The sequence below is a fragment of the Mycolicibacterium cosmeticum genome, from assembly GCF_000613185.1.
GTDB lineage: Bacteria > Actinomycetota > Actinomycetes > Mycobacteriales > Mycobacteriaceae > Mycobacterium > Mycobacterium cosmeticum.
On sequence record NZ_CCBB010000003.1, the window covers coordinates 1,578,900 to 1,605,402 of the forward strand.

The window sequence follows — 26,503 nt, forward strand, 5'->3', positions numbered from 1 at the left end:
CGTGGTCGCGCTCGGAGATCGCTTGGTCAACGTCCTGGGGGCGAAGGCCGCCGCCAAGTTGGAGGAGGCGTTCGGTCTGCAGACCGTCAACGACCTGCTGCGGCACTTCCCGCGCAAGTACAGCGACGGCATCTCGGTCAGCGGCGAGGGTGAGGACCTCGAACTCGCGGAGGGTGATCACGTCACCCTGGTCGACGTCATCACCGAGACGGTGGCCAAACCGATGCGCCGCCAACCCGGTAAGCGGCAGCGGATGTACCTGCGGGTCACCCTCGGCAACCGTAGGCCCGAGGTGACGGCCACCTTCTTCAATGCCGACTATCTGATGAAGGATCTGGTGAAGGGCACTCGGCTGATGATGTCGGGTGAGGTCAAGTTCTTCCGGCAGACCGTGCAACTGGACCATCCGGCGTTCCTGGTGCTCGAATCCCCGAGCGGCCGCACCATCGGTACCAAATCACTGAAGACCATCGCCGAGACCTCCGGCGCCGATGATCTGCTGGCCGCCTTCGACCGGGAGTTCTTCCCGATCTATCCGGCGACCGCCAAGGTGCAGAGCTGGGACGTGTACGGGTGTGTGCGGCAGGTGCTCGCCGTGCTGGACCCGGTGCCCGAGGTGCTTCCGGAAGAGATTGTGCGGCAATGGAATCTGATCTCCGAAGATCAGGCGTTGCGCGCTGTTCACCTGGCGCAGAACTCGATGGAGCGGGCCCGGGCGCAGGAGCGGCTGGCGGTCGACGAAGCCGTCGGCCTGCAATGGGCGCTGGTGTCGCGGCGCTACAGCGAACTGGGCGAGACCGGCCCGGCCGCCCCGCGACGCGACGACGGCCTGGCCGCGGCCCTGCTGCGGCAGCTGCCGTTCGAGCTGACCGCCGGGCAGCGGGAGGTGCTCGACGTCATCTCCGCCGACCTGGCGGGTACTCGGCCGATGAACCGGATGCTGCAGGGTGAGGTCGGTTCCGGCAAGACCATCGTCTCGGTGCTGGCCATGATGCAGATGGTGGATGCGGGTTTTCAGTGCGCACTGTTGGCGCCCACCGAGGTGCTGGCCGCCCAGCACGCCCGGTCCGTGCGGTCGGTGCTCGGCCCGCTGGCCACCGCGGGGGAGCTCGGCGCGCCCGACGGTGCCACCCGGGTGGCGTTGCTCACCGGATCGATGTCGCCACAACAGAAGCGTCAGGTGCGTGACGAGATCGCCACCGGCGCAGCGGGTATCGTCATCGGCACGCACGCGCTCATCCAGGAGTCGGTGGAATTCCACCAGCTCGGCTTGGTGGTCGTCGACGAGCAGCATCGATTCGGGGTGGAGCAGCGGGACCGGTTGCGGGCCAAGGCAACCGGCGGCATCACGCCGCACCTGTTGGTCATGACGGCCACCCCGATCCCGCGGACCATCGCGCTGACGGTGTTCGGTGACCTGGAGACCTCGACGCTGCGGGAGCTGCCGCGGGGCCGTCAGCCCATCGTCACCAATGCCGTGTTCACCAAGGACAAACCGGCCTGGCTGGACCGGGTGTGGGCCCGGATCCGCGAAGAGGTGGCCGCCGGCCGGCAGGCGTATGTGGTGGCCTCCCGCATCGACGAGACCGAGAAATCGGCCAACGAACAGGGCCCGCCGCCCATCACGGTGCTGCAGCTGCTCGACTTCCTGCGCGGCGGCCCGCTGTCGGACCTGCGGCTCGGTCTGATGCACGGCCGGCTGCCCGCCGAGGAGAAGGACGCCGTGATGAGCGCCTTCCGGGCCGGCGAGATCGATGTGCTGGTGTGCACCACCGTCATCGAGGTCGGGGTCGACGTGCCCAACTCCACCGTCATGGTGGTGATGGATGCCGAGCGGTTCGGGATCAGTCAGCTGCACCAGCTGCGGGGTCGGATCGGCCGCGGCGAGCATCCCAGCCTGTGCCTGCTGGTGTCGCGCACCCACGAGTCGAGCAAGGCCGGCGAGCGGCTGCGGGCCGTGGCCGGCACCCTGGACGGTTTCGCGTTGGCCGATCTGGACCTGCAGGAGCGCAGGGAGGGGGATGTGCTGGGCTACAGCCAATCCGGCAGGCGGATGACCCTGCATTTCCTGTCGCTGGCCGATCACCGGCAGCTCATCGAAGAAGCACGCGAATTCTGCCAGAGCGCCTACGAGGCCAATCCGCGCCGACCGGGGCTGGACGTGCTGGCCGCCCAGTTCACCGACACCGAACGCGTGCAGTACCTGGACATGTCGTGAAGCGGTGGGGGCCGCTGGCCGCGGGGGTGGTGCTGGCGGTCGTCGTCGCCGTGCAGGTGCTCACCCAGCCCGACGGTGAGCGCCTGGCGCGCGCCGACATCCCCACGGTGGCTCCGGGTGTCGACGTGCTGGCCGGGATCCCGGAAATCCCGGTCCGGGTGCGCGGGCACGACTACCGGCGGGCCGCCTTCGGTGACGCCTGGGATGACGACAACGGCGCCCCCGGCGGCCACAACGGGTGCGACACCCGCAACGACATCCTCGATCGCGACCTGGTCGACAAGACCTACGTCGCGATCACCCGCTGCCCGACGGCGGTGGCCACCGGGGTGCTGCACGACCCGTACACCGATGCCACCGTCGCGTTCGTCCGCGGGAACCAGATCGGTGCGGCGGTGCAGATCGACCACATCGTCCCGCTGGCATTGGCCTGGGACCTGGGCGCCCGGGACTGGCCGCAGGCGCAGCGGCTGCGCTTCGCCAACGACCCGGCCAACCTGATAGCCGTTGCGGGACAAGCTAATCAGGACAAGGGTGACGCCGAGCCCGCCCGGTGGATGCCGCCCAACCACGCCTTCTGGTGTCAGTACGCGGTGCAGTTCGCCGCGGTGCTGCGCGGTTACCGACTGCCGGTGGATGCGCCGTCGGCCGCCGTGCTGCGCGAGGCGGCCGGCACCTGCCCTGCCGGCTGAGGTTTACGGCGGGAAGACCTGCTTGATGCTGCCGTCGGGATTGACCTGCATGAAACCGGTACCCGGTGCCGTCGAATGGACGGCGAGCTCCAATCCGCCCCCTGTACCAGCCCCCGTCGCTTCGCTCGCCCCGGTGCCTTCCACGATCAGATACACCCCGCTGCCGTCCGGGGCGCCGAGTTTCTGGGGCGCGTCGGCCAGCGTGGCGGCCACCCCCGGCACGTTGATGGCGCCGAGGTCGGCGAGCACGTCGAACGAACTGGTGCTGGTCGCCGAACCCCACTCCTGCCAGCCGTCGCCGCGGTACATGAAGCTGTGCTCGACGTGCGAGTTGGTCGGATCGACCCGGTCCAGGATCGCGTAGGTGGGATAGACCACCAACTGGAAGCCCATGGTGTCGGCGAATTTCGCGCGGATGGTGTCCAGCAGCGCGGCCAACCCGTCGGCGGTCTGCAGTTGCGACGGCTTCTCGGCGGCCTGGGTCGCGGTGGGCACGGTGGGCGAATACGTCGGGGAGGCAGTCGGTTTGGGGCTTGCTGCGGTGGAGGTGCGCGACCCGGCGGTGGGTGCGGCGACCTGCTGACCGGAATCCTGCGACCGCGCGTTGAGCACGAGCACGACGGCGACCGCGGCGACACCGAGCATGCCCAGCAGACCGATCGGGATGAGGATCGCCGGTCCGCGCCACCACGGCTGCGTGGTGGGGGCGGGTTGCCAGGCCGGTGCCGGCGCGGCGGGCCACTGCTGGTGGGACATCGGCGGGGTGGCCGGATAGGGGACCGGGGGCGGTGGCGGTGGCCAACTGCCCGCGGCGGTCGGTTGATCGTGAGCGGCGGGCGCCGGTGCGGCGGGTGCGGTCAAGGCGGCGCGGGCGGCCGCGGCCAGATCCCTGGTGGTGGCATAGCGGTGGTCGGGGTTCTTGGCCATCCCGGTGGCGACGACCTGATCCATTCCGGGCGGCACCCCGGGCCGCAGCGTCGACGGGCGCGGCGGCGGCAGGCTCAGATGGCCGGCGACCTGGCGTTCCATGCTGTCGCCGGGAAACGGCTGCACCCCGGTCAGGCATTCGTGCAGCACACAGGTCAGCGCGTAGATGTCGGCGCGGGCGTCCGAGCTGTCGGTGGACAGCCGCTCCGGGGCCATATAGGCCAGCGTGCCGATCGTCGAGCCGGTGCTGGTGAGCTTGGTGGCCCCGGCCGTGCGGGCGATGCCGAAATCGATCAGGTAGGCGAAGTCCTCGTCGGTCACCAGGATGTTCGACGGTTTCACGTCGCGGTGCACCAGCCCGACCCGGTGCGCGGCGTTGAGCGCCGCGGCGATCTGCTCGACGATGGCAACGGCGCGCTGGGGCGACAGCGGGCCGTCCTGCAGCAGCTCGTGCACGGTCTTGCCCTCGATCAACCGCATGGTGACGTACAGCCGGCCGTCGATCTCGCCGAAGTCGTGGATCGGGACGATGTGCGGCTCGTCCAGGCCGGCCGCCATCTGGGCCTCACGGCGGAACCGCCGCTGGTAGGTGTCGTCGTCGGCGAGGTTGGCCGGCAGCACCTTCAGCGCGACCACCCGGTTCATGGTGGTGTCGAAGGCCTGCCACACCTCGCCCATGCCGCCCCGGCCCAGCACCCTGACCAGGCGGTACCGGCCGAACGGCGTTCCATCCACGGGCTAACCATAGGAGGCAATCGGCTCGGCTGCCAGCAATCGCTCAGGGTGCGGTGTCTTCGCCTTTGGTGCTGTAGCCCTTGGTCATCCAGTACACGGCCCGGTCCAGGGTGGGCAGGATGTCGGTGATGGCGATCTCGCCGGCGGTGTACCGGCCGATCAACCCGTGCACCAGGCTCAGCAGCACGGCATCCAGGTCGGCGATGAAGTCGGCGTCGACCCCGGCGAGCAACTCCATGCCCGCGGGGACCACGACGTCCAGGCCCCGGCGCAGCAGCCGCTGGCCACCCGGTGCCGAGCGGGCCCGGAAGAAGGCCCGCAGCATTCCCGGATGCTTCTCCCACGGCTCGAAAATGGTTCGCAGCAGGTGCATTTGCGCTTCGTAGAGGGACTCGTCGGGGGCGCGGCGGTGCGGCGTGATGCCGGCGTAGCGGTGTTTCTCCAGCCAGGCCTCCAGCGCGGCCAGGATGAGCTCGTCGCGGGTGGGGTAGCGCTTGTAGATGGTGGCCAGCGATGTCTTGGCCCGCCGCGCCACCTCGCGCAACTGGACGGCGTCGTAGCCGTCGGTTTCCAGCATGGCCGCCACGGCGCCCAGGATCGGATCTAGTCCGGGATCGTCCACGAGAACCCCCTTGCCGCCACTGAGTAACCAGGTTACCGTACCGGGTGTAACACGGTTACTGGGCAATGAAGCGAGGGATCGATGGGCACTCTGGACGGCAAGGTCGCGTTCATCACGGGGGTGGCACGCGGCCAAGGGCGAAGCCACGCGGTGCGGCTGGCCGCCGACGGTGCCGACATCATCGGCGTGGACATCTGCGCCGACATCCCCTCCAACGGCTACCCGATGGCCACCCGGTCCGAGCTGGACGAGACGGTGGCACTGGTTGAGGCGCAGGGCGCCAAGATGATCGGTGCCGTCGCCGATGTGCGCGACTTCCACGCGCTTAAAGCCGCGCTCGACGACGGGGTGGCCCACTTCGGGCGGCTCGACATCGTCTGCGCCAACGCGGGGATCGCCGCCATGGCGTTCCGTGAACTGACCGACGACGAGGACCTGCAGATGTGGTCCGATGTCGTCGGCGTCAACCTGATCGGCTCCTACCACACCGCCAAGGTGGCCATTCCACACCTGATCGCCGGCGGGCGTGGCGGGTCCATCGTCTTCACCAGCTCCACCGCCGGGCTCAAAGGCTTCGGCGGGATGCAGGGCGGTGGCCTCGGTTATGCGGCATCCAAGCACGGCATCGTCGGCTTGATGCGTACCTTGGCCAATGCGCTTGCGCCACACAGTATCCGGGTCAACACCGTGCACCCGACGGCGGTCAACACCATGATGGCCGTCAACCCGGCCATGACGGAGTTCCTGGAGAACTATCCCGGTGGCGGTCCACACCTGCAGAATCCGATGCCCGTCTCGCTGCTGGAGCCCGAAGACATCAGCGCGGCCATCGCCTACCTGGTGTCCGATCAGGCGAAGTACGTCACCGGGATCACCTTCCCGGTCGACGCCGGCTTCTGCAACAAGCTGTGAGAGCCGCCGGTAAGCGCGTCCTGATCACCGGCGCGGCCCGCGGTATGGGGCGTAGCCACGCGATCAGGCTCGCCGAAGAGGGCGCGGACGTGATTCTCGTCGACATCTGCGCATCCCTGCCCGATATCGAGTACCCGCTGGCCACTCCCGACGAATTGGCCGAAACCGCCCGGCTGGTCGAACAACTCGGCCGCCGCGCGGTCAGCCACATCGTCGATGTGCGCGACGCCGACGCGCTGGCCGCCGCGGTGGCCGACGGTGTCACCCGGTTGGGCGGGCTGGACGCCGCGGTCGCCAATGCCGGCGTGCTGACCGCCGGAACCTGGGACACCACCACCGCACAACAGTGGCGCACCGTCGTCGATGTCAACCTGATCGGCACCTGGAACACCTGCGCCGCGGCGCTGCCGCACCTGGTCGACCACGGCGGGAGCCTGGTGAACATCAGCTCGGCCGCCGGGCTCAAGGGCACCCCGCTGCACACCCCGTACACCGCGACCAAACACGGCGTCGTCGGACTGAGCCGGGCGCTGGCCAATGAGCTGGCCGCCGTGAACGTCCGGGTCAACACCGTGCACCCGACCGGGGTGGCCACCGGGATGCGACCGGATTCGCTGCACCACCTGCTGGCCGAGCAGCGCCCCGATCTGGCACCGCTGTTCGGCAACGCCCTGCCGATCGTGATGGCCGAGGCCGTCGACATCAGCAATGCAGTGCTGTATCTGGTGTCCGACGAGTCGCGGTATGTCACCGGCATGGAGTTCAAGGTCGATGCGGGGGTGACGCTGCGATGACCGAACAGGGCCGGCGTGCCTTCGCCGATGTGATGACGTTTCCCGCGCCCGAGGAAACCAGCCCGGCCACCGAGGGCCTGCTGGACTACGTCTATGCCCAGGTGTGGCAGCGCCCGGAGCTCACCAGACGGGACCGGCGGTTCGTCACGCTGGCGTGCGTGGCGGCGGCCGACGCCGAGGGTCCGCTGCGTGATCACGTGTACGCCGCACTCAACAGCGGCGACGTCACGATCACCGAAATGCAAGAAACTGTCCTGCATTTCGCGGTGTACGGGGGCTGGCCCAAGGCCTCGCGATTCAACATGGTGGTGGACGAACAATGGGAGCGCATCCACCGCGAGCGCGGTGAGACGGTGCCGCCGCCGCAACCGTTGCTGCCGTTGGGTACCCCGAGTGACCCGGAAGCCCGGCTGGCGGTGGGCGAGCAGGCCTTCCGCGAGATCAACTGTCTGCCGTTCGCGCCGACCCGGGACAATCCGTACCAGGGGGCCGGCATTCTGAACTTCGTCTTCGGCGAGATGTGGCTGCGGCCCGGGCTGGGCATGAAGGAACGCAGGCTGGTGACGGTGGCCTGTGTGGCGTGGCAGGACGCGCCGTACCCGATCCTCAGCCACGTGTACGCCGCGCTCAAGAGCGGTGACGTGTCGTTCGACGAAATGGACGAGCTGGCACTGCACTTCGCTGCCTACTACGGTTGGCCCAAGGCCTCGCACCTGAACCAGGTGATCGGCGAGCAGAAACAACGGGTGCTCGACGAGTGGGCGGCCGAAGCCTCATGACCGTGCCGGCGGGCCTGCTGATCGGTGGTGACCGGGTGCTCTCGGACACGCTGTACGAGCACGTGTTCCCGGCGACCGGCCGGCCGAACGCGACGGTGGCGCTGGCCGGTGCGGCCGAGATCGACCGGGCCGTCGGCAATTCCTGGGATGCGCACCGCGAATGGGTGTCACTGACCGTGGACCGGCGTCGCGACCTGATGATCGACCTGGCCGATCTGCTGCACGAACACCTCGAGGAGATGGCCCTGCTCAACGTGCAGGACTATGCCGTGCCGATCTCGTACGCCGGCACGGCGGTGCTGTTGGAGCGGTTCCTGCGGCACTTCGCCGGCTATGCCGACAAACCGCACGGCCTCAGCACGCCGGTCAACGGATGCTTCGACGTCAACCTCGTGGAGCGAGAGCCCTACGGTGTGGTGGGCGTCATCGCCCCGTGGAACGGTGCGCTGGTGGTGGCCGCATCCTGTGTGGCCCCGGCACTGGCCGCCGGGAATGCGGTGGTGTTCAAACCATCCGAGCTCGCCCCGCTGGCCGCACTGCGGTTCGGCGAGCTATGCGTGCAGGCCGGGTTGCCGCCCGGGCTGGTGAACGTGCTGCCCGCCGGCCCGGCCGGCGGGGACGCGCTGGTCCGCCATCCCGGGGTACGCAAGATTCATTTCACCGGCGGCGGCACGACCGCTCGCGCGGTGCTGCAGTCGGCGGCGGTCAACCTCACCCCGGTGGTGACCGAATTGGGCGGCAAATCGGCCAATATCGTGTTCGCCGACGCCGATCTCGATGCGGCCGCGCAGATGTCGGCGCATCAGGGTCCGCTGATGCAGGCCGGGCAGAGCTGCGCGTGTGCCAGCCGGATCCTGGTGCACGACTCGGTCTACGACGAGTTCGTCGAGAAGTTCCTCGCCGTGGTGACGGCCGCCCGCATCGGGGACCCGTTCGACCCGGCGGTGCGGATGGGCCCGGTCGTCAGTCAGCACGCACTGACCCGGATCCTCACCGCCATCGACACCGCCGTCGCCGAACCAGCAGGCGAGTTGCTGGTCGGTGGCCGGCGCCTGGGCGGGGCACTCGCGGACGGCTTCTTCCTGGAGCCCACGGTGTTCGGCGACGTCGACAACGCGTCGCAACTGGCCCGCACCGAGACCTTCGGGCCGGTCGTCTCGATCATCCGGTTCGGCACCGACGAGCAGGCGGTGGCGTTGGCCAACGACACGCCCTACGGCCTGAATGCGTTCGTGCACACCAGGGATCTGCAGCGGGCGCATGTGACGGCCCGCCGGCTGGAGTCCGGCTCGGTCTGGATCAACACCTTCAGCGAGATCGCCCCGCAAGGCCCCTATGGCGGCTACAAGCAGAGCGGGTTCGGGCGCACCGGCGGGGTGGACGGCCTGCACGAATTCCTGCAGACCAAGAACATCCGGATCGCCATGCCGCGCTGAGCCCGCCGCTGTGGCCCCGGCCGAGGGACGGGGTGTTCGGGGCGGCGTGCGGGCGCGACAGTCCGTATCGGTCCTACACCTGGGAAACGCTGTCGCTGTTGACGCGCAACGCACAAGCGCGGCTGGACGCGCTGGGCATGCCCACGCATGTGGCCGAAACCCGCTCGCGCATCGCGCTGGCCGCGTTCCAGGGATTCATCATCGAATACTTCACCGCCGACGAGCCGTCCGTCGTGGACGAGACCTTCGCCCGCTTCGTCGACGAGTTCCTGCTCGCGCCTTTCGGCCCGTCAGCGCCCGACCGTGGACGTGGGTGAACCAGGTTCTCCGACGTCGGTGTCGGCTGGGACGGATCCGACCGTTTGTGGATTGGCCGATCCGGGGTATGCCGAGGGGGCAGCCGTCTGCCGCTCGAGAGAGGGAAGACCCGAATGACCGAAAAGTATGCGACCACCGATGCCGGTGCCCCGGTTCCGAGCTTCGAACACTCACTGACCGTCGGACCGGATGGGCCGATCCTGCTGCAGGACCATTATCTGATCGAGCAGATGGCCAACTTCAACCGCGAGCGCATCCCGGAACGCCAACCGCACGCCAAGGGCGGCGGCGCGTTCGGCTCGTTCGAGGTGACCCACGACGTCAGCGCGTTCACCCGGGCGGCGTTTCTGCAGCCCGGCACCAAGACCGACATGGTGGCCCGGTTCTCGACGGTGGCCGGTGAGCGTGGCAGCCCGGACACCTGGCGCGACCCGCGCGGTTTTGCGCTGAAGTTCTACACCTCCGAGGGCAACTTCGACATGGTCGGCAACAACACCCCGGTGTTCTTCGTCCGGGACCCGATGAAATTCCAGAACTTCATCCGGTCCCAGAAACGCCTGCAGTCGAGCAACCTTCGCGACCATCACATGCAGTGGGACTTCTGGACCTTGTCGCCGGAGTCCGCGCACCAGGTCACCTGGCTGATGGGGGACCGCGGCATCCCCAGAACGTGGCGGCACATGAACGGCTACTCCAGCCACACCTACAGTTGGCTCAACGCCGCCGGCGAGTTGTTCTGGGTCAAGTACCACTTCAAGACCGACCAGGGCATCGAGTTCCTCACCCAGGAGGAGGGCGACGAGATGGCCGGCGTCGACGGGGACGCCCATCAACGTGACCTTTTCACCTCGATCGAGGGTGGCAACTTCCCGAGCTGGACCCTGCACGTCCAGATCATGCCGTTCGAGGATGCGAAGACCTACCGGTTCAATCCCTTCGACCTGACCAAGGTCTGGCCGCACTCCGACTACCCGCTCCACGAGGTGGGTCGAATGACGCTGAACCGCAACGTCACCGACTACCACGCCGAGATCGAGCAGGCCGCCTTCGAGCCGAACAACCTGGTTCCCGGCACCGGACTGAGCCCGGACAAGATGCTATTGGCCCGCGGTTTCTCCTACAGCGACGCACACCGACACCGGCTCGGCGTGAACTACAAGCAGATCCCGGTCAACACGCCGAAGGTGGAGGTACACAGCTACTCCAAGGATGGCGCGATGCGGATCCGCAACGTCACGGATCCGGTGTATACGCCGAACTCGATGGGTGGCCCCGGCGCCGACCCGGCACGCGCCGCGGAGGTGCACTGGGCCGCCGACGGGGGCATGGTCCGCACCGCCTACGCACTACGCGAAGAGGACGACGACTGGGGCCAGGCCGGCACGCTGGTGCGCGAGGTGCTCGATGACGACGCCCGGGAGCGCTTGGCGCACAACATCATCGGGCACGTCTCCAAGGGCGTCAAGGAGCCGGTGCTGTCACGGGTAGTCGAGTACTGGCGCAACGTCGACCCCGATCTCGGCAAAAAGGTCGAGGAGGGTGTGCGCGGCGGGCCTACCGGTTAGCTGCCGGTGTAGGTGGCGGGGTCGGGACGGTACCGGGTGCCGTCATCGAGAGCGCCGAGGGCTTCCATGTGCGTGGCGGTCAGCTCGAAATCGAACACGTCGACGTTCTGCGCGATGCGCTCCGGTGACGACGAGCGGGGGATCACCACGTTGCCCAGCTGCAGGCTCCACCGGATGAGCACCTGCGCCGGGGTCTTGCCGTATTCGGCCGCGATGGCCGTGACGGCCGGATGCTCCAGCAGCTTGCCGACCCCGAGCGGGCTGTAGGCCTCGGTGACGATGTTGTGCTCGGCGTTGACGGCCCGCAATGCCGCCTGGTTCAGCAGCGGATGCAGCTCGATCTGGTTGATCACCGGGCTGACATAGGTCAGGTCGATGATGGTGGACAGCTCCTCGGCGCCGAAGTTGCACACCCCGATCGACTTGGTGAACTTCTCGGCCTGCAGCCGCATCAGGCCGCCCCAGCTGTCGACGTACTTGCTGGTGTCCCCGCCGGGCCAGTGGATGAGATACAGGTCCAGATACTCCAGCCCGAGGCGCTCCAGGCTGGCCTTGGCGGCGTCCTGGCTGGACTGGAAGCCCTGGTCGGCGGTGGCCAGCTTGGTGGTGACGAAGATCTCGGCGCGCGGCACACCCGATGCCGCGATGGCCCGCCCAACGCCCGCCTCGTTGCCGTACGAGGCGGCGGTATCGATAAGGCGCACACCGATTTCCAGTGCGGCCGATACCGCACGCTCGGCATCGGCGTCGGAGAGTTCTCCCACACCGACGCCCAGCGCCGGGATCGTGTTTGCATCGCTGAGCCCGATGTTGGGCACCGCAGCGGCCGAGGTCATGTCACCTACCCTGTGAAATTGAACGTGCGTGGATCGGGTCCCAGCCGCGTCCCGTTGTCGAGCGTGGCGATGGATGCGATGTCGTGGTCTCCGAGTTCGAAATCGAACACGTCGAAATTACTCGCGATCCGGTCCGGGTTCACCGACTTCGGGATGACGATATTACCCAGCTGGATGTGCCATCTGATGAGTACCTGGGCAGGTGTTTTACCGTGCGCTTCGGCGATCGCGGTGACCACGGGATCGGACAGCAATCCGCCCTGGCCCAGCGGGCTCCATGCCTCGGTGGCGATGCCCAGTTCGGCGTGCAGGTCGCGCAGCTCCTGCTGGGGCAACCGCGGGTGCAGTTCGATCTGGTTGACCGCGGGGACGATCCCGGTCGCGTCGATGAGGGTGCGCAGATGTTCGGGCGCGAAGTTGCTCACGCCGATCGACCGGACCCGGCCCTGCTCGCGCAGCTGGGCCAGCGCCTTGAAGGACTCCACGAACAGGTTCGCCTCGGGCACCGGCCAATGGATGAGATAGAGGTCGACGTAGTCGACACCGAGCCGTTGGGCGCTCGTGTCGAACGCCGCCAGCGCCTTGTCGTAGCCCTGGTCGGCGTTCCACAGCTTGGTGACGACGAAGATGTCGTCGCGTGCCACGCCGGACGCTTCGAGGGCGTGGCCGACCTCGGTCTCGTTGCCGTACACGGCCGCGGTGTCGATGTGGCGGTAGCCCGTCGCCAGGGCCGCTTCGACGGCGCGCTGCGTCTCATCCGGCGGCGTCTGCCAGACTCCCAGACCGACGGTGGGAATCGAGTTGCCGTCGTTGAGCGCAATCGTGGGTTGGGTAGGGGAAGTCATGACGCAGAGTCTGCCAGCACGTCGCGATCCGGGGCGGGTCAGGCTGATCACCGCCAGTGCCATGGGGCGCATCGGGATACCGGTGATGGCTAGAATTCCCGACCCGGTCAAGCGGCTGCTGCTCGGGCGCCGCATGGTCACCGTCGACGGCAACACGCTCGACACGTCACTGCAGCTGATGCTCACCGCGCAGCGGCTGTCCAAGGTCTCCGGGCTGGTCGCCAGTTCCGACGTGGCCGTCTCGCGCAGCCAGCTGAACCGGGCCAGCAAGGCGTTCCGCTCACCGATCGTGGTCGCGGCCCGCGACTTCACCATCGCCGGCCCGGCCGGGGCGATCCCCGTGCGGCATTACCGGGCCGCCGACGGCGCCCCGCTGCTGGTCTTCTATCACGGCGGCGGCTTCGTCCTCGGCGGCCTGGACAGCCACGACGCGTTGTGCCGGCGGATCAGCCGCGACGCCGGCGTGCACGTGCTGAGCGTCGACTACCGGCTGGCGCCCGAACACAAGGCGCCCGCGGCGGCCGAGGACGCCGACGCCGCGTATCGCTGGGCACTGGAGCACGCGGCCGAGCTCGGCGCCGATCCCGACAAGGTGGCCGTCGGCGGGGACAGTGCCGGCGGCAACCTGGCCGCGGTGGTCACCCAATCCGCCCGGGCCGACGGGGTGCGGCTGCCGGCACTGCAGTTCCTGCTCTATCCGGTCACCGATTTCGGTGCCACGACGGTGTCCAAGACGCTGTTCGCCGAGGGGTACTTCCTGAGCAGGGCCGATATGGACTGGTTTCACAGCCACTACCTGGAGGGCGCGGCGGTCGACGGCTCCGCTCCGCGGGTGGCGCCCCTGCTGGCCACCGACCTGTCCGGGCTGTCGCCGGCGCTCGTGGCCACCGGCGGTTTCGACCCGCTACGCGACGAGGGCCGGGCGTACGCGGCGGCCCTCGCGGCGGCCGGGGTGCCCGTCGACTGGCGTGAGTACGGCTCGCTGGTGCACGCCTTCGCGAATTTCTTCCCGCTCGGAGGTGGTAGTGAGGCGGCGATCGCCGATCTGACCTCGGCGCTGCGGGCCCATTTGAGCCGGTAGGCTGCATCCGTGGCGAACAAACCCAAGAAGCAGGCCAGTTACGACCTCAAGGCCGCCGACCGCAAGCGCAATCTGCTCATCCAGATCGGATTGACCTCCGTGGTCGTCGTGTTCGCCGTCGCGCTGGTCCTCTACATCGTGATGTCCGGTGACAAGAAGCCGCCGGCCGGTGAGGCCAAGTCCATCCGGGTGACCTCGAGCAAGCTCATCACCAAGGAGGGCACGTCCGAGCCCAAGGCCGTGCTGTCCATGTACGAGGACTTTCTGTGCCCGCACTGCGGCGCGTTCGAGAAGCAGTTCGGCCCCACGGTGAGCAAGCTCATCGACACCGGTGCGGTGGCCGCCGACTACTACATGGTCGCGATCCTGGACGCGCCGAGTAACCAGAACTACCCGTCCCGGGCCGGCGCTGCCGCCTACTGTGTCGCCGACGAATCGATCGACGCGTTCCGCCGCTTCCATGCCGCGATGTATGCGCAGCAGCCCAACGAGACGGCGTCGAGCTTCCCGACCAACGAGCAGATCATCGAGACCGCCCGCCAGGCGGGGGCCGCCGGTAAGGTGCCCGACTGCGTCAACAAGGGCAAGTACGTCGACCTGGTGCAGGGCTTGGCGCAGGCGACCAAGATCAACTCCACCCCGACCATCCGGATCAACGGCGAGGACTACCAGTTCAGCACGCCGGACGCGCTGGTCGCCAAGGTCAAGGAGATCGTCGGCAACGTGCCGGGGCTCTGATGACCGCCGCAGCTGCTACTGACGAGACCGACGTCGAGGTACCCGACGACCGGGTCCGCCCCGCGAGCGCCTGGTGGGTGCTCATCGCCGGCATCGTCGGACTGACGGCGGCGCTGACGCTGACGATCGAGAAGATCGAGATCCTGATCAACCCGGCCTACGTGCCGTCCTGCAGCATCAACCCGGTGCTGTCCTGCGGATCGGTGATGATCACCAAGCAGGCCTCGGTGTTCGGCTTCCCGAACCCGCTCATCGGCATCGGCGCGTTCAGCGTCGTGGTGGTGACGGGGGTACTCGCGGTCGCCAAGGTGCGCCTGCCGCGCTGGTACTGGATCGGGTTGACGATCGGCAGCGCGCTGGGCGTGGTGTTCGTCCACTGGCTGATCTTCCAGAGCCTGTACCGGATCGGCGCGTTGTGCCCGTACTGCATGGCCGTCTGGGCGGTGACCATCCCGCTGTTCGTGGTGGCGGCGTCCATCGCCGGGCGCGGGGAGACCGCCACCGGCCCGGCCCGGCTGCTCTACCAGTGGCGGTGGTCGCTGGTGGCGCTCTGGTTCACCTCACTGGTGTTGATGATCCTGGTGAGGTTCTGGAATTATTGGTCAACCCTTTTGTAACACCGGGGTTACGGCGAGAAAGTTAGGGTTCACCTCGTGATTTCCAAACTCTTGGTAGCCAACCGCGGTGAGATCGCGATCCGCGCGTTTCGCGCCGCGACCGAACTGGGCATCGCCACCGTGGCGGTGTATCCCTTCGAGGACCGTAATTCACTGCACCGGCTCAAGGCCGACGAGTCGTACCAGATCGGGGTGGAGGGTCATCCCGTCCGGGCGTACCTGTCGGTGGATGAGATCATCCGGGTGGCCAAGCACGCCGGCGCGGATGCGGTGTACCCCGGTTACGGCTTCCTCTCGGAGAACCCGGAGCTGGCCTCGGCGTGCGCCCGGGAGGGGATCACGTTCGTCGGCCCCAGTTCCGAGGTGTTGGAGCTGACCGGCAACAAGGCGCGTGCGATCGCGGCGGCCAAGGCGGCCGGGCTGCCGGTGTTGGCGTCGTCGGAGCCGTCGTCGTCGGTGGCCGAGCTGGTCGCCGCGGCGGCCGATATGGAATTTCCGCTGTTCGTCAAGGCGGTCTCCGGTGGCGGGGGCCGCGGTATGCGTCGGGTTGCCGAGCCGGGCGCGCTGGCCGAGGCGGTCGAGGCCGCGTCGCGGGAGGCTGAGTCGGCGTTCGGCGACGGCCGCGTCTACCTGGAGCAGGCGGTGATCAACCCGCGGCATATCGAGGTGCAGATCCTGGCCGACGGTGCCGGCAACGTCATGCACCTGTTCGAGCGCGACTGCAGTGTGCAGCGCCGCCATCAGAAGGTCATCGAGTTGGCCCCTGCGCCGAATCTGGATCCGGCGCTGCGGGCGAAGATCTGCGCCGACGCGGTGGCGTTCGCCCGCCAGATCGACTACACGTGCGCGGGCACCATCGAATTCCTGCTCGATGAGCGGGGCCGGCACGTCTTCATCGAATGCAATCCCCGGATCCAGGTGGAGCACACGGTCACCGAAGAGATCACCGATGTGGACCTGGTGTCCTCGCAGCTGCGCATCGCCGCCGGCCAGACGCTCGAGGAGCTGGGCCTGAGCCAGGACAGCGTCGCGATCCGCGGCGCGGCCATGCAGTGCCGGATCACCACCGAGGACCCGGCCAACGGTTTTCGGCCCGACACCGGCCGTATCACTGCCTACCGGTCCCCGGGTGGTGCGGGTATCCGGTTGGACGGCGGCACCCACACCGGTGCCGAGATCTCCGCGCATTTCGACTCCATGCTGGTCAAATTGACCTGTCGGGGAAGGGATTTCGGCATGGCGGTGGCGCGGGCCCGGCGCGCGCTTGCCGAGTTCCGGATCCGCGGCGTGTCGACGAACATCCCGTTCCTGCAGGCGGTGCTCGACGATCCGGATTTCCGGGCCGGTCGGGTGACGACGTCGTTCATCGACGACCGTCCGCAGTTGCTGACCGCCCACACGCCGGCCGACCGCGGTACCAAGATCCTGAACTACCTGGCCGATGTGACGGTCAACAAGCCGCACGGGGAGCGCCGGTCGGCGGTGTACCCGCAGGACAAGCTGCCCGATATCGATCTGTCGGTGCGCCCGCCGGACGGTTCCAAGCAGAAGCTGACCGAGCTGGGCCCGACGGGGTTTGCCGACTGGTTGCGCGAGCGCCCGGCTCTGGGCGTCACCGATACGACGTTCCGGGATGCCCACCAGTCGCTGCTGGCCACCCGGGTGCGCTCGTCCGGGCTGCTGCGGGTGGCGCCGTATGTGGCGCGGATGACCCCGCAATTGCTGTCGGTGGAGTGTTGGGGTGGCGCGACTTACGATGTGGCGCTGCGGTTCCTGAAAGAGGACCCGTGGGAGCGGCTGGCCGCGCTGCGCGAGGCGATGCCCAATATCTGTCTGCAGATGCTGCTGCGGGGCCGTAACACCGTCGGCTACACCCCGTACCCGGAACTGGTCACCACGGCGTTCGTCGAAGAGGCCACCGCGACCGGAATCGACATCTTCCGGATCTTCGACGCGCTGAACAACGTCGATTCGATGCGCCCGGCCATCGACGCGGTGCGCGCGACCGGCACCGCCGTTGCCGAGGTCGCGATGTCCTACACCGGTGACCTGTCGGACCCGGGCGAGGATCTCTACACCCTCGATTACTACCTGCGGCTGGCCGAGCAGATCGTCGAAGCCGGGGCGCACGTGCTGGCCATCAAGGACATGGCCGGGCTGCTGCGGCCGCAGGCCGCCACCAAATTGGTCGGTGCGCTGCGTGCCCGGTTCGACCTGCCGGTGCACGTGCACACCCACGACACTCCCGGCGGGCAGTTGGCCACCTATCTGGCGGCGTGGACGGCGGGCGCGTCGGCGGTGGACGGGGCGGCCGCGCCGCTGGCGGGCACCACCAGCCAGCCGGCGCTGTCGGCCATCGTGGCCGCCACCGCGCACACCGAGTTCGACACCGGTCTGGATCTGGGTGCGGTGTGCGAGCTGGAGCCGTACTGGGAGGCGCTGCGCAAGGTGTATGCGCCATTCGAATCGGGGCTGCCAGGGCCGACGGGGCGGGTGTATCACCACGAGATCCCGGGCGGTCAGCTGAGCAACCTGCGTCAGCAGGCCATCGCACTGGGGCTGGGCGACCGGTTCGAGGAGATCGAGAACGCCTATGCCGGTGCCGATCGGGTGCTGGGCCGGCTGGTCAAGGTCACCCCGTCGTCGAAGGTGGTCGGCGACCTGGCGCTGTCGTTGGTGGGTGCGGGTGCCACCGCAACCGAGTTCGCCGCCGACCCGGATCGGTTCGACATCCCCGACAGTGTGATCGGATTCCTGCGCGGGGAGCTCGGCGACCCGCCGGGGGGCTGGCCGGAGCCGTTGCGCTCCAAGGCGTTACAGGGTCGCGGGGAAGCCAGGGCGGAGACACCGCTTTCGCCGGAGGACGAGGCGCTGCTGGCCGCGCCCGGCCCGAAGCGCCAGGCCACCCTCAACAGGTTGCTGTTCCCCGGCCCGACAAGGGAATTCGAGGCGCACCGCGAGGAATACGGTGACACGTCCTCGCTGAGTGCCAATCAGTTCTTCTACGGGCTGCGCCAGGGCGAGGAACACCGCGTCGAGCTGGAACGCGGCGTGCAGCTGCTGATCGGGTTGGAGGCCATCTCCGAGGCCGACGAACGCGGTATGCGCACGGTGCTGTGCATCCTCAACGGGCAGTTGCGCCCGGTGCTGGTGCGCGACCGCAACATCGCCACCGACATGCCCGCAGCGGAGAAGGCCGACAAGGCCAACCCCGATCACGTGGCCGCACCGTTCGCCGGCGTGGTCACCGTCGGGGTGAGCGCCGGCGACACCGTCGAGGCGGGCCAGACCATCGCGACGATCGAGGCCATGAAGATGGAGGCCGCGATCACCGCGCCCAAGGCCGGCACCGTCGCCCGTGTCGCCGTCAACTCCACCGCACAGGTCGAGGGTGGGGACCTGCTGGTGGTGTTGGGCACGGCGGGCAGGAGCGAAGCGACCGGGGGATCAGCCTGACCCGGATCGTCGCGGGGCGCTACGGCGGGCGCCGAATCACGGTGCCAGTCAAGGGCACCCGGCCCACCACCGACCGGGTCCGCGAGTCGCTGTTCAACGTGCTGGCCGCGCGGATGGATTTCGACGGCGCCGTGGTGCTCGACCTGTACGCGGGGTCGGGTGCCCTCGGCCTGGAGGCGCTGTCCCGCGGGGCGGCCGGCGCGGTGTTCGTCGAATCGGATCGCAGGGCGGCGGCGGTGATCACCGCCAACATCGCCGCGTTGCTGGCCCCCGGTACGGTTCGGTGCGCGCCGGTGGCCAAGGTGCTCGCCGGCGCCCCGGCCCGGCGGGTGGATCTGGTGTTCGCCGACCCGCCGTACGACGTGCCCGCCGCCGAGGTGGAGGCGCAGCTTGCCGCGTTGCTCGGCAACGGTTGGGTGTCGCCCGGAGCGCTCGCCGTCGTCGAACGCGCCGCGGGCGGCCCGGCGCTGCGCTGGCCGGACGGTTGGGAACGCGTCGACGAGCGGCGCTATGGCGACACCCGGCTGGAGTTCGGCATCGCGTAACGTCACCGAGCATGAGTGGCGCCGTCTGCCCCGGATCCTTCGACCCGGTCACCCTGGGCCATATCGACATCTTCGAGCGGGCCGCGGCCCAGTTCGACGAGGTGGTGGTGGCGGTGCTGGTGAACCCCAACAAAACGGGCATGTTCAGCGCCGAGGAACGCATCGAGCTGATCCGCGAGTCCACCACGCACCTGCTGAACCTGCGGGTGGAATCCGGCACCGGCCTGGTGGTCGACTTCGTCAAGCAGCGGGGCCTCACCGCCATCGTCAAGGGTCTGCGCACCGGCACCGATTTCGAGTACGAGCTGCAGATGGCGCAGATGAACAAGCATGTCGCCGGGGTGGACACGTTCTTCGTGGCCACCACGCCGCGCTACTCCTTCGTGTCGTCATCACTGGCCAAGGAGGTCGCCGCGCTCGGTGGCGACGTCAGTGACCTGCTGCCGGAGCCGGTCAACGTGCGGTTGCGGGCCAAGCTGCACGGTTGAGCCCGGGCAGCGGCGGGTAAGCCTGGGGTGACGCACAGCCCAGCGCGTCATACCCGATCCCGACCGTTTACGGAGGTTATGCCCGTGGTCGAAACATTTGTCCAGTCGACCGATGACGTCGTGCGGTTCCTCAAGGATCAGCACAACTTGATCAAGGATCTGTTCGAGGAGGTGCTGTCCGCCTCCGAGCCCAAAGCCAGGGAGCGCGCCTTCACTGACCTGCGGCAACTGCTCGCGGTACACGAGACCGCCGAGGAGATGGTGGTGCATCCGCGGGCCCGTCGCGAGGTCACCGGTGGTGACGCGATCGTGGACGCGCGGCTCAAGGAGGAGCACGGTGCCAAGGAGCAGCTGTCCAAGCTGGAAGGCATGGACGTGGCCTCCGACGAGTTCCTCGAAGAGCTGACCCTGTTCCGTGCGGACGTGATCAAGCACGCCGAGCGGGAAGAGACCGAGGAGTTCAGCCGGCTACAGCGCAAGCTGAGCGCCGAGGATCTGGGCCGGATGGCCAAGGCGGTGCAGGCGGCCGAGGCGATCGCGCCGACGCGCCCGCATCCCGGTGTCGAGTCGCCGGTGCTGAACTACGTGGTGGGACCGTTCGCGTCGATGCTCGACCGCGCCCGCGACGCCCTGGCTTCGGCGATGCGGTAGTCGGCGACGCGACACACCGCAACAAAACTCCAGTCACAGGCGTAACACCAGGCACACTGGTCACTAACAACTACGCCTGGAGGGTGTTGCCGTGTACCGAGTGTTTGAGGCGCTTGACGAACTCAGTGCGATCGTGGAGGAAGCACGCGGCGTGCCGATGACGGCCGGTTGCATGGTGCCCCGTGGTGACGTCCTGGAACTGCTCGACGACATCAAGGACGCCATCCCCGGCGAACTCGACGACGCCCAGGACGTGCTCGACGCCAGGGACGCCATGCTCAACGAGGCGCGCGAGCACGCCGATTCCACGGTGGCCTCCGCCAACGCCGAGGCCGACTCACTGCTCAACCACGCCCGCAGCGAGGCCGACCGGATGATGGCCGAGGCCAAGTCGCAGGCCGACCGGATGGTCGCCGAAGCCCGCGCGCACGCCGATCGGATGGTCACCGAGGCCCGCGACGAGGCCTCCCGCATCGCCGCCGCGGCCAAGCGTGAATACGAGGCCAGCACCAGCCGCGCCAAGACCGAAGCCGACCGGCTCATCGAGAACGGCAACATCTCTTACGAGAAGGCCGTGCAGGAAGGCATCAAGGAGCAGCAGCGGCTGGTGTCGCAGACCGAGATCGTGCAGACCGCCACGGCCGAGGCCACCCGGCTGGTCGACTCCGCGCACGCCGAGGCCGACCGCCTGCGCGGTGAATGCGATATCTACGTCGACAGCAAGCTCGCCGAGTTCGAGGACTACCTCAACGGCACGCTGCGCTCGGTGAGCCGCGGCCGCCACCAGTTGCGGACCGCCGCGGGCACGCACGACTACGCGACGCGGTAGCTCGCCTTCGCTCGTATCCGACGAAATGGTCGCCCTCCCGCGGTGGAGGCGACCATTTCGTCGGTTTTCAGCTCGTTGCGATCCTCACAGCTGGCCATGCCGGGGCGGTTTCGTCCCCGACAGCGTGTAGCGGCCGATGTGCTGCACCTTCCACCGCGTGGCGTCGTGCAGCGTGTGGGTGCGGGCATCGCGCCAGTACCGCGACAGGTTCGCCGAACCGGAGGCGCTGCGGGTGCCACCGAGTTCGAACAGTGTGCTCGACGCCTCCAACGACGCCCGGGTGGCCGCCACCTTCGCGACCGCCACCGCGATGGAGGCCTCGGCCGCGCTGTCCGCGTCCAGGTGTGCGGTGGCGTGGTCCACGGCCCGGCCGGCCTCGGCCAGCAGGGCCAGCGCGCCGCGAACCGTCACGGTGAGATTCCCGGCGATCTGGATCAGCGTCGGATCGTCCACCGCCGCCGGTTGTTCGGCCTCGAAATGTGCCCGCGCCCGTGCCGCTTGCCTGACCCCCTCGGCAAGTGCGGCGGTAGCGATCCCGGCGTCCAGGGCGGTGTGGAACAGCTGAGCGCGGGCGCCGTACACGGTGGGCTGCGCGAAGATCGGCGTGAACGGTATGACCTGGGCGGCCGGCACCGCCACCTCGTCGAGCGTCACCGTGCCGGAGGCGGTGGTGCGCTGACCCATCCCGTCCCAGTCGTCCACGACGGTCAGGCCCGCAGTGCCCGCCTCGACGAAGGCCAGGGCCTTCGGCGTCGACGAGGTGGGTGTCTGCGCCGGATCCTCCGGGCGGGACGCCCGCACGATGACCCAGTCGGCGAAAAGCGCGCCGGTGGAATAGTACTTGCGTCCCGACAACCGGTAACCGCCGTCACCGGCGGGCAGCAGGACCGTGGTGTCGACGTCGATACGGCCGGAGCGCTCGGACTGTGCGTTGGCGAAAAGCGCTCCGTCGAGCACCTTCTCGTAGAAGAACTCCCGCTGCTCCGGAGTGCCCTGCAGCCGGACCGCCTCCAGGAAGGTGTAATGCGAGTGCGGGATCTGCGCCAGCGAGGCGTCGGCGTGCGCGAGCAATCGGAACACCTCGGCGATCACCGAAGCCGGAGCGTCGATGCCACCGTGCTCGACGGGAACCGACAAGGCAAGCAGCCCAGCCTCTTTGAGCGCCCGCACCAGCTCGTGCGGCAGCTCGCGGCCGGCATCGCGGGCCGCGGCCCCCGCTGCGAACACGTCGGCCAGCTCGGCCGCGACGGCCAGCGCCTGGTCGGCGTCGACGATGCGCGCAGCCGGGGCGAGCGACGTCACCGCGCCGAGCCCACGAACGGGATCGACACGCTGGGCGCCTCATCGGCCCCGGCGTTAAAGAGACCGCGCCGGCGCAGGATCGGCACCACGCCCTCACCGAACCAGAACAATTCCTCCAGGTGCGGATAGCCGGAGAAGATGAACTCGTCGATGCCGATCTCGGCGTACTCGGCGATCCGGTCGGCCACCTCGGTGTGGCTACCCACCAGCGCGGTGCCCGCGCCGCCGCGCACCAGACCCACCCCGGACCACAGATTCGGCGCGATCTCCAGGCTGCGGGCATCGCTCCAGGTGCCGTCGGCGCGGTTGGCCTCGTGCAGCGCCAGCATGCGTTTCTGGCCCTCGGACTGGCTGCGGGCCAGCCCCTCCTGGGCCTTGCGCACGGTGTCCTCGTCCAGTGCGGCCACCAGCTTGTCGGCCTGCGCCCACGCCTCTTCGGAGGTGTCGCGCGAGATGGTGTGCAGCCGGATCCCGAAACGCAGCTTGCGACCCTGCTCGGCGCCCAGCGCGCGGATCCATTCGATCTTCTCGCGCACCGCGGCCGGCGGTTCACCCCAGGTGAGGTACACGTCCGAATGCCGCGCGGCCACCGGCCCGGCCGCCTTCGAGCTGCCGCCGAAGTACAACGGCGGCACCGGGTTCGGAGGCACGGCCAGGGCGGCCTCCTCGACGTCGAGGTACTCGCCCTTGTGCGTGACGGTTTCTCCGGCCCACAGCCGGCGCACCACATCGAGGAACTCGTCGCACCGCGCATAGCGCGCGTCCTTGTCCAGGTGATCACCGAAGGCGCGCTGCTCGTGCGCCTCGCCGCCGACGACCACGTTGAGCAGGATGCGCCCCGGTGCGTGCCTGGCGAAGGTGGCGGCCATCTGCGCCGACAGCGTGGGGCTGACCAGACCGGGGCGGAAGGCCACCAGGAACGCCAGCGACGTGGTCTCCCGTGCCAGCAGCGCCGCGGTGACGAACGCGTCCTCGCACCAGGCGCCGGTGGGGATCAGGGCACCGGTGAAACCGAAGCGCTCGGCGCTGCGCACGATCGAGGCGAGATAGTCGATGGTGGCCTCGCGGTCACCGCCGGCGGCGCCGGCCGGTGTGCCATGGCCACCGCCGACGATCAGGCGGCTGTCGCCGTAGGTGGGCAGGAACCAGTGCAGCTTCACAGTCACGCGTCGAGTATCGGCGCCCGCGGCGCCGGAAACCGTCACGTCCGCCGGCGGCGGCCCGGCGCGACCGACCTCACCGGCCACGGCGTCGCCGCAGAATAAAAATCTCGGTGATCGAGTTTGCGCCCCGGTCGGCGGCCATCGGGGCCGAAGTAGGATCGGCGCTATGGCCCGATCGAATCCGCTCGTCATCGACATCTCGCGGTTGGGGCGCCGCCCCGGGTCGATGATCACCGTGCACCAGACGGTCCCGGCGCCGTCGCGCATCGGACTCGACCTCATCAGGATCGAGGAGGGTGCCCCGGTGGAGCTGGATCTGCAGATCCAATCGGTGTCCGAGGGTGCTCTGGTCACCGGCACCGTCTCGGCGCCCACCGCCGGTGAATGCGTGCGCTGCCTGGAGCCGATCACCGGAGACGTCAGTATCGACCTCACGGAGCTCTACGCCTATCCCGGCAGCGCCACCGAGGAGACCACCGAGGCCGACGAGATCGGCCGCGTGGTCGACGATCAGGTCGACATCGAACAGCCGATCGTCGACGCGGTCGGGCTGGCGCTGCCGTTCACCCCACTCTGCGGACCGGATTGCCCCGGATTGTGCCCCGATTGCGGTGTCCCGCTCGCGTCGGCCGAGCCGGGACATCAGCACGAGAAGATCGATCCGCGCTGGGCGAAGCTGGCCGGCCTCAAGGAGGATCTGGACGGGCCCGGAGCCAAGGCGTGACCGTCGACCGCGGCCCGTTACTCGCCGCGCTCGGCGTCCCACTGTCCGACGATCTGCTGACGGTGGCGCTGACGCACCGCAGCTACTCCTACGAGAACGGCGGGCTGCCGACCAACGAGCGCCTGGAGTTCCTCGGCGACGCGGTGCTCGGGCTGACCATCACCGAGGAGCTCTACCACCGGCACCCGGACCGGGCCGAGGGTGATCTGGCCAAGCTGCGCGCCAGCATCGTCAACACCCAGGCGCTGGCCGACGTCGGCCGCGGGCTCGGTGACCGGGGGTTGGGCGCATACCTGTTGCTGGGCAAGGGCGAGGAGAGCTCGGGCGGCGCCGACAAGTCCAGCATCCTGGCCGACGGTGTCGAATCCCTCTTGGGCGCAATCTATATCGAGCACGGCAACGTGGTGGCCCGGGAGGTCATCCTGCGGCTGTTCGGCGAACTGCTGGACACCGCGCCCACGCTGGGCGCGGGGCTGGACTGGAAGAGCAGCCTGCAGGAACTCACCGTCGCCCGCGGGCTGGGCGCCCCGTCGTACGCCGTCACCTCCGAGGGACCCGATCACGACAAGGAGTTCACCGCCGTCGTCGTGGTCGCCGGCTCGGAGTACGGCAGGGGTGTGGGGCGCACCAAGAAGGAAGCGGAGCTGAAGGCCGCGGCGGCGGCCTGGAATGCACTCAAGGATGCCTGAGCTCCCCGAGGTCGAGGTGGTGCGGCGCGGCCTGGACGCGCACATCGTCGGCCACCGCATCGCCGAGATCCAGGTGCTGCATCCGCGGGCGACCCGGCGGCACGAGCTCGGTCAGGCCGATCTGGAGGCGCGCCTGCGCGGCAGCCGCATCGTCGGCACCGGCCGGCGCGGTAAGTACCTGTGGCTGACGCTGGACAGCGGCGACGCCGTGGTGGTGCACCTGGGGATGAGCGGGCAGATGCTGCTGGGCCCGGTACCGAATCCCGGACACCTGCGGATCGCCTCGATCCTCGATGACGGCACCGAGCTGAGCTTCGTCGATCAGCGCACGTTCGGGGGCTGGATGGTGACCGAGATGGCCGGTGAGGTTCCGTTGCCGGTGGCACATATCGCGCGCGACCCGCTGGACCCGGCCTTCGACCGCGACGGTGTGGTGACGGTGTTGCGGCGCAAGCACTCCGAGATCAAACGGCAGCTGCTGGATCAGACCGTGGTGTCCGGGATCGGCAACATCTACGCCGACGAGGCGCTGTGGCGGGCCCGCGTGTACGGCGGCCGGCTGGCGTCGGGGCTGCCGCGCAAGCAGTTGGCCGAGGTGCTCGACGCGGCCGCCGAGGTGATGACGGCCGCACTGGCCCAGGGCGGCACCTCGTTCGACTCGTTGTACGTCAACGTCAACGGCGAATCCGGCTACTTCGACCGGTCCCTGGATGCCTACGGGCGGGTGGACCTGCCGTGCCGGCGCTGCGGCGCGGTGATGCGGCGGGAGAAGTTCATGAACCGCTCGTCGTTCTACTGCCCGAAGTGTCAGCCGCCGCCCCGGGCGCGGCGGTCGGCTACTGCCGCTTGTTGAACTCGCTCGCCGCCGACATGCACACCTTCCACTGACCGGATTCCTTGCGGAAGTAGGCCGTGTCGAACGGGCCACCCGCGTTCATGTGGGCCGAGGCCACGTCGCCCTTCACCTTGATGTCGGTGGCGGTCACCTCGGTGTTGGGGGCCGCGCTGGGCACCTCGATGCCCTGCAGGATCTCGCCGAGCTGACCGAGCGCGCCGAACATCCCGGCCTCGGCCTTGCAGAAGTACTGCGCCAGATCGGTGAACTTCCCGGAGCTGCCCGCGGCGTTGAAATCCTGGACCAGTTGCTTGATCTCGCGTTCGTCCTTGGACGCCTGCGACGTCCCGCCCGAGCGCAGCAACAGCACCCCGCCGACCACCAGGACGGCGATCATCAGCACCGCGGCGATGCCGCCGCCGATGAGCCAGCCGCGGTTGCGGGCCGGTCCCGGCGGCGCCGGGTAGGGGTAGGGATAACCGCCCTGTGCCGGGACGCTGTAGCCGCCCTGTGGCGGATAGCCGTATGGCGGGTAGGCCGGGTAGGGCACGGCGGCCGGCGGCTGCTGCGGGTCCCAGGGACCCGGCTGGCCGTAGGGATCCGGCTGCTGTCCAGGCTGGGAGGGCGGGTAGTACGTCACGATGTCGGCTCCTGGAGGTGTTGCACTTCACCCTAACGCGGGGTAGGGGCGGCAGCGCGGAACCGC

At 68.7% G+C, this 26,503-nt stretch carries 26 protein-coding genes; 19 read left to right on the forward strand and 7 right to left on the reverse strand.

Features of this window, described 5'->3' with window-relative positions; all coding sequences use genetic code 11:
• Window position 1 precedes the first annotated feature (1 nt).
• On the forward strand, window positions 2–2,218 hold the full coding sequence (gene recG / locus BN977_RS26825) for an ATP-dependent DNA helicase RecG (protein ID WP_036402839.1): 2,217 nt from the start codon (window positions 2–4) through the stop codon (window positions 2,216–2,218).
• Complete coding sequence (locus BN977_RS26830; RefSeq protein WP_036402841.1) at window positions 2,215–2,910, forward strand: HNH endonuclease family protein; 696 nt, start codon at window positions 2,215–2,217, stop codon at window positions 2,908–2,910. The genes recG and BN977_RS26830 overlap by 4 nt, the downstream gene beginning before the upstream one ends.
• A 3-nt stretch (window positions 2,911–2,913) precedes the next feature.
• On the opposite strand, the gene BN977_RS26835 is transcribed toward BN977_RS26830, so the two are convergent.
• Together BN977_RS26835 and BN977_RS26840 are read right to left on the reverse strand one after the other, a co-directional pair.
• Window positions 2,914–4,572: a serine/threonine-protein kinase gene (locus BN977_RS26835; protein WP_036402843.1), complete on the reverse strand. Its 1,659-nt coding sequence runs from the start codon at window positions 4,570–4,572 to the stop codon at window positions 2,914–2,916.
• Window positions 4,573–4,615: 43 nt separating this feature from the next.
• Window positions 4,616–5,194 carry a TetR/AcrR family transcriptional regulator gene (locus tag BN977_RS26840; protein ID WP_024450425.1) on the reverse strand — a complete coding sequence of 193 codons (579 nt, stop codon included), beginning with the start codon at window positions 5,192–5,194 and terminating at the stop codon, window positions 4,616–4,618.
• 81 nt (window positions 5,195–5,275) lie between these two features.
• Here BN977_RS26840 and BN977_RS26845 point away from each other — a divergent pair, with 81 nt between their 5' ends.
• From BN977_RS26845 to BN977_RS26870, 6 genes are all read left to right on the forward strand, one after another.
• Window positions 5,276–6,106, forward strand: coding sequence for a mycofactocin-coupled SDR family oxidoreductase (locus BN977_RS26845; protein WP_024450424.1), 831 nt, complete (start codon window positions 5,276–5,278; stop codon window positions 6,104–6,106).
• Window positions 6,103–6,900 carry a mycofactocin-coupled SDR family oxidoreductase gene (locus tag BN977_RS26850; RefSeq protein WP_024450423.1) on the forward strand — a complete coding sequence of 266 codons (798 nt, stop codon included), beginning with the start codon at window positions 6,103–6,105 and terminating at the stop codon, window positions 6,898–6,900. Before BN977_RS26845 ends, BN977_RS26850 begins: the two co-directional genes overlap by 4 nt.
• Window positions 6,897–7,679: a carboxymuconolactone decarboxylase family protein gene (locus tag BN977_RS26855; RefSeq protein ID WP_024450422.1), complete on the forward strand. Its 783-nt coding sequence runs from the start codon at window positions 6,897–6,899 to the stop codon at window positions 7,677–7,679. The genes BN977_RS26850 and BN977_RS26855 overlap by 4 nt, the downstream gene beginning before the upstream one ends.
• A complete protein-coding gene (locus BN977_RS26860) occupies window positions 7,676–9,115 on the forward strand; it encodes an aldehyde dehydrogenase family protein (protein WP_036402845.1) in 1,440 nt (479 codons plus the stop codon). Before BN977_RS26855 ends, BN977_RS26860 begins: the two co-directional genes overlap by 4 nt.
• 98 nt (window positions 9,116–9,213) lie before the next feature.
• Complete coding sequence (locus tag BN977_RS26865) at window positions 9,214–9,432, forward strand: hypothetical protein (protein ID WP_234709672.1); 219 nt, start codon at window positions 9,214–9,216, stop codon at window positions 9,430–9,432.
• Window positions 9,433–9,546: 114 nt separating this feature from the next.
• Window positions 9,547–10,998 (forward strand): catalase, encoded by a 1,452-nt coding sequence (locus BN977_RS26870; protein WP_036402850.1) that lies wholly within the window; start codon window positions 9,547–9,549, stop codon window positions 10,996–10,998.
• On the opposite strand, the gene BN977_RS26875 is transcribed toward BN977_RS26870, so the two are convergent.
• The gene (locus BN977_RS26875) at window positions 10,995–11,834 is read right to left on the reverse strand and encodes an aldo/keto reductase (protein ID WP_024450419.1); all 840 of its coding nucleotides are present in this window, start codon (window positions 11,832–11,834) and stop codon (window positions 10,995–10,997) included. The genes BN977_RS26870 and BN977_RS26875 overlap by 4 nt on opposite strands.
• Before the next feature lie 5 nt (window positions 11,835–11,839).
• Window positions 11,840–12,679 carry an aldo/keto reductase gene (locus tag BN977_RS26880; RefSeq protein WP_036404538.1) on the reverse strand — a complete coding sequence of 280 codons (840 nt, stop codon included), beginning with the start codon at window positions 12,677–12,679 and terminating at the stop codon, window positions 11,840–11,842.
• Here BN977_RS26880 and BN977_RS26885 point away from each other — a divergent pair.
• The 8 genes from BN977_RS26885 to sepIVA all read left to right on the forward strand — a co-directional run bounded on the left by BN977_RS26885 (window position 12,678) and on the right by sepIVA (window position 21,084).
• The gene (locus BN977_RS26885) at window positions 12,678–13,760 is read left to right on the forward strand and encodes an alpha/beta hydrolase (protein WP_084172689.1); all 1,083 of its coding nucleotides are present in this window, start codon (window positions 12,678–12,680) and stop codon (window positions 13,758–13,760) included. The genes BN977_RS26880 and BN977_RS26885 overlap by 2 nt on opposite strands.
• 9 nt (window positions 13,761–13,769) lie before the next feature.
• Window positions 13,770–14,498: a DsbA family protein gene (locus BN977_RS26890; RefSeq protein ID WP_024450416.1), complete on the forward strand. Its 729-nt coding sequence runs from the start codon at window positions 13,770–13,772 to the stop codon at window positions 14,496–14,498.
• Window positions 14,498–15,115: a vitamin K epoxide reductase family protein gene (locus BN977_RS26895; protein ID WP_024450415.1), complete on the forward strand. Its 618-nt coding sequence runs from the start codon at window positions 14,498–14,500 to the stop codon at window positions 15,113–15,115. Before BN977_RS26890 ends, BN977_RS26895 begins: the two co-directional genes overlap by 1 nt.
• A 36-nt stretch (window positions 15,116–15,151) precedes the next feature.
• Window positions 15,152–18,571 carry a pyruvate carboxylase gene (locus BN977_RS26900; protein WP_036402854.1) on the forward strand — a complete coding sequence of 1,140 codons (3,420 nt, stop codon included), beginning with the start codon at window positions 15,152–15,154 and terminating at the stop codon, window positions 18,569–18,571.
• Window positions 18,568–19,116, forward strand: a complete 549-nt coding sequence (gene rsmD, locus BN977_RS26905; RefSeq protein ID WP_084172773.1) for a 16S rRNA (guanine(966)-N(2))-methyltransferase RsmD — start codon at window positions 18,568–18,570, stop codon at window positions 19,114–19,116. Before BN977_RS26900 ends, rsmD begins: the two co-directional genes overlap by 4 nt.
• A gap of 11 nt (window positions 19,117–19,127) precedes the next feature.
• Entirely contained in the window at window positions 19,128–19,604 is a 477-nt protein-coding gene (gene coaD / locus BN977_RS26910) for a pantetheine-phosphate adenylyltransferase (protein WP_036402859.1), read from the forward strand.
• Window positions 19,605–19,688: 84 nt separating this feature from the next.
• A complete protein-coding gene (locus tag BN977_RS26915; RefSeq protein WP_024450411.1) occupies window positions 19,689–20,255 on the forward strand; it encodes a hemerythrin domain-containing protein in 567 nt (188 codons plus the stop codon).
• A 91-nt stretch (window positions 20,256–20,346) separates the two neighbouring features.
• A complete protein-coding gene (gene sepIVA / locus BN977_RS26920) occupies window positions 20,347–21,084 on the forward strand; it encodes a cell division protein SepIVA (RefSeq protein ID WP_036402865.1) in 738 nt (245 codons plus the stop codon).
• 84 nt (window positions 21,085–21,168) lie between these two features.
• On the opposite strand, the gene BN977_RS26925 is transcribed toward sepIVA, so the two are convergent.
• Window positions 21,169–22,386 (reverse strand): SfnB family sulfur acquisition oxidoreductase, encoded by a 1,218-nt coding sequence (locus tag BN977_RS26925; RefSeq protein WP_051561933.1) that lies wholly within the window; start codon window positions 22,384–22,386, stop codon window positions 21,169–21,171.
• Entirely contained in the window at window positions 22,383–23,552 is a 1,170-nt protein-coding gene (locus tag BN977_RS26930; protein WP_024450408.1) for an LLM class flavin-dependent oxidoreductase, read from the reverse strand. Before BN977_RS26930 ends, BN977_RS26925 begins: the two co-directional genes overlap by 4 nt.
• Before the next feature lie 163 nt (window positions 23,553–23,715).
• On the opposite strand from BN977_RS26930, the gene BN977_RS26935 reads away from it, so the two are divergent.
• From BN977_RS26935 to mutM, 3 genes are read left to right on the forward strand one after another with little or no spacing between them, the layout of a single operon-like run.
• Window positions 23,716–24,273, forward strand: a complete 558-nt coding sequence (locus tag BN977_RS26935; protein WP_024450407.1) for a YceD family protein — start codon at window positions 23,716–23,718, stop codon at window positions 24,271–24,273.
• Window positions 24,270–24,962 (forward strand): ribonuclease III, encoded by a 693-nt coding sequence (gene rnc, locus BN977_RS26940; protein ID WP_036402869.1) that lies wholly within the window; start codon window positions 24,270–24,272, stop codon window positions 24,960–24,962. Before BN977_RS26935 ends, rnc begins: the two co-directional genes overlap by 4 nt.
• Window positions 24,955–25,815 carry a bifunctional DNA-formamidopyrimidine glycosylase/DNA-(apurinic or apyrimidinic site) lyase gene (gene mutM, locus BN977_RS26945; RefSeq protein WP_036402871.1) on the forward strand — a complete coding sequence of 287 codons (861 nt, stop codon included), beginning with the start codon at window positions 24,955–24,957 and terminating at the stop codon, window positions 25,813–25,815. Before rnc ends, mutM begins: the two co-directional genes overlap by 8 nt.
• On the opposite strand, the gene BN977_RS26950 is transcribed toward mutM, so the two are convergent.
• Window positions 25,799–26,437, reverse strand: a complete 639-nt coding sequence (locus tag BN977_RS26950; RefSeq protein WP_036402873.1) for an Rv0361 family membrane protein — start codon at window positions 26,435–26,437, stop codon at window positions 25,799–25,801. The genes mutM and BN977_RS26950 overlap by 17 nt on opposite strands.
• Window positions 26,438–26,503 lie beyond the last annotated feature (66 nt).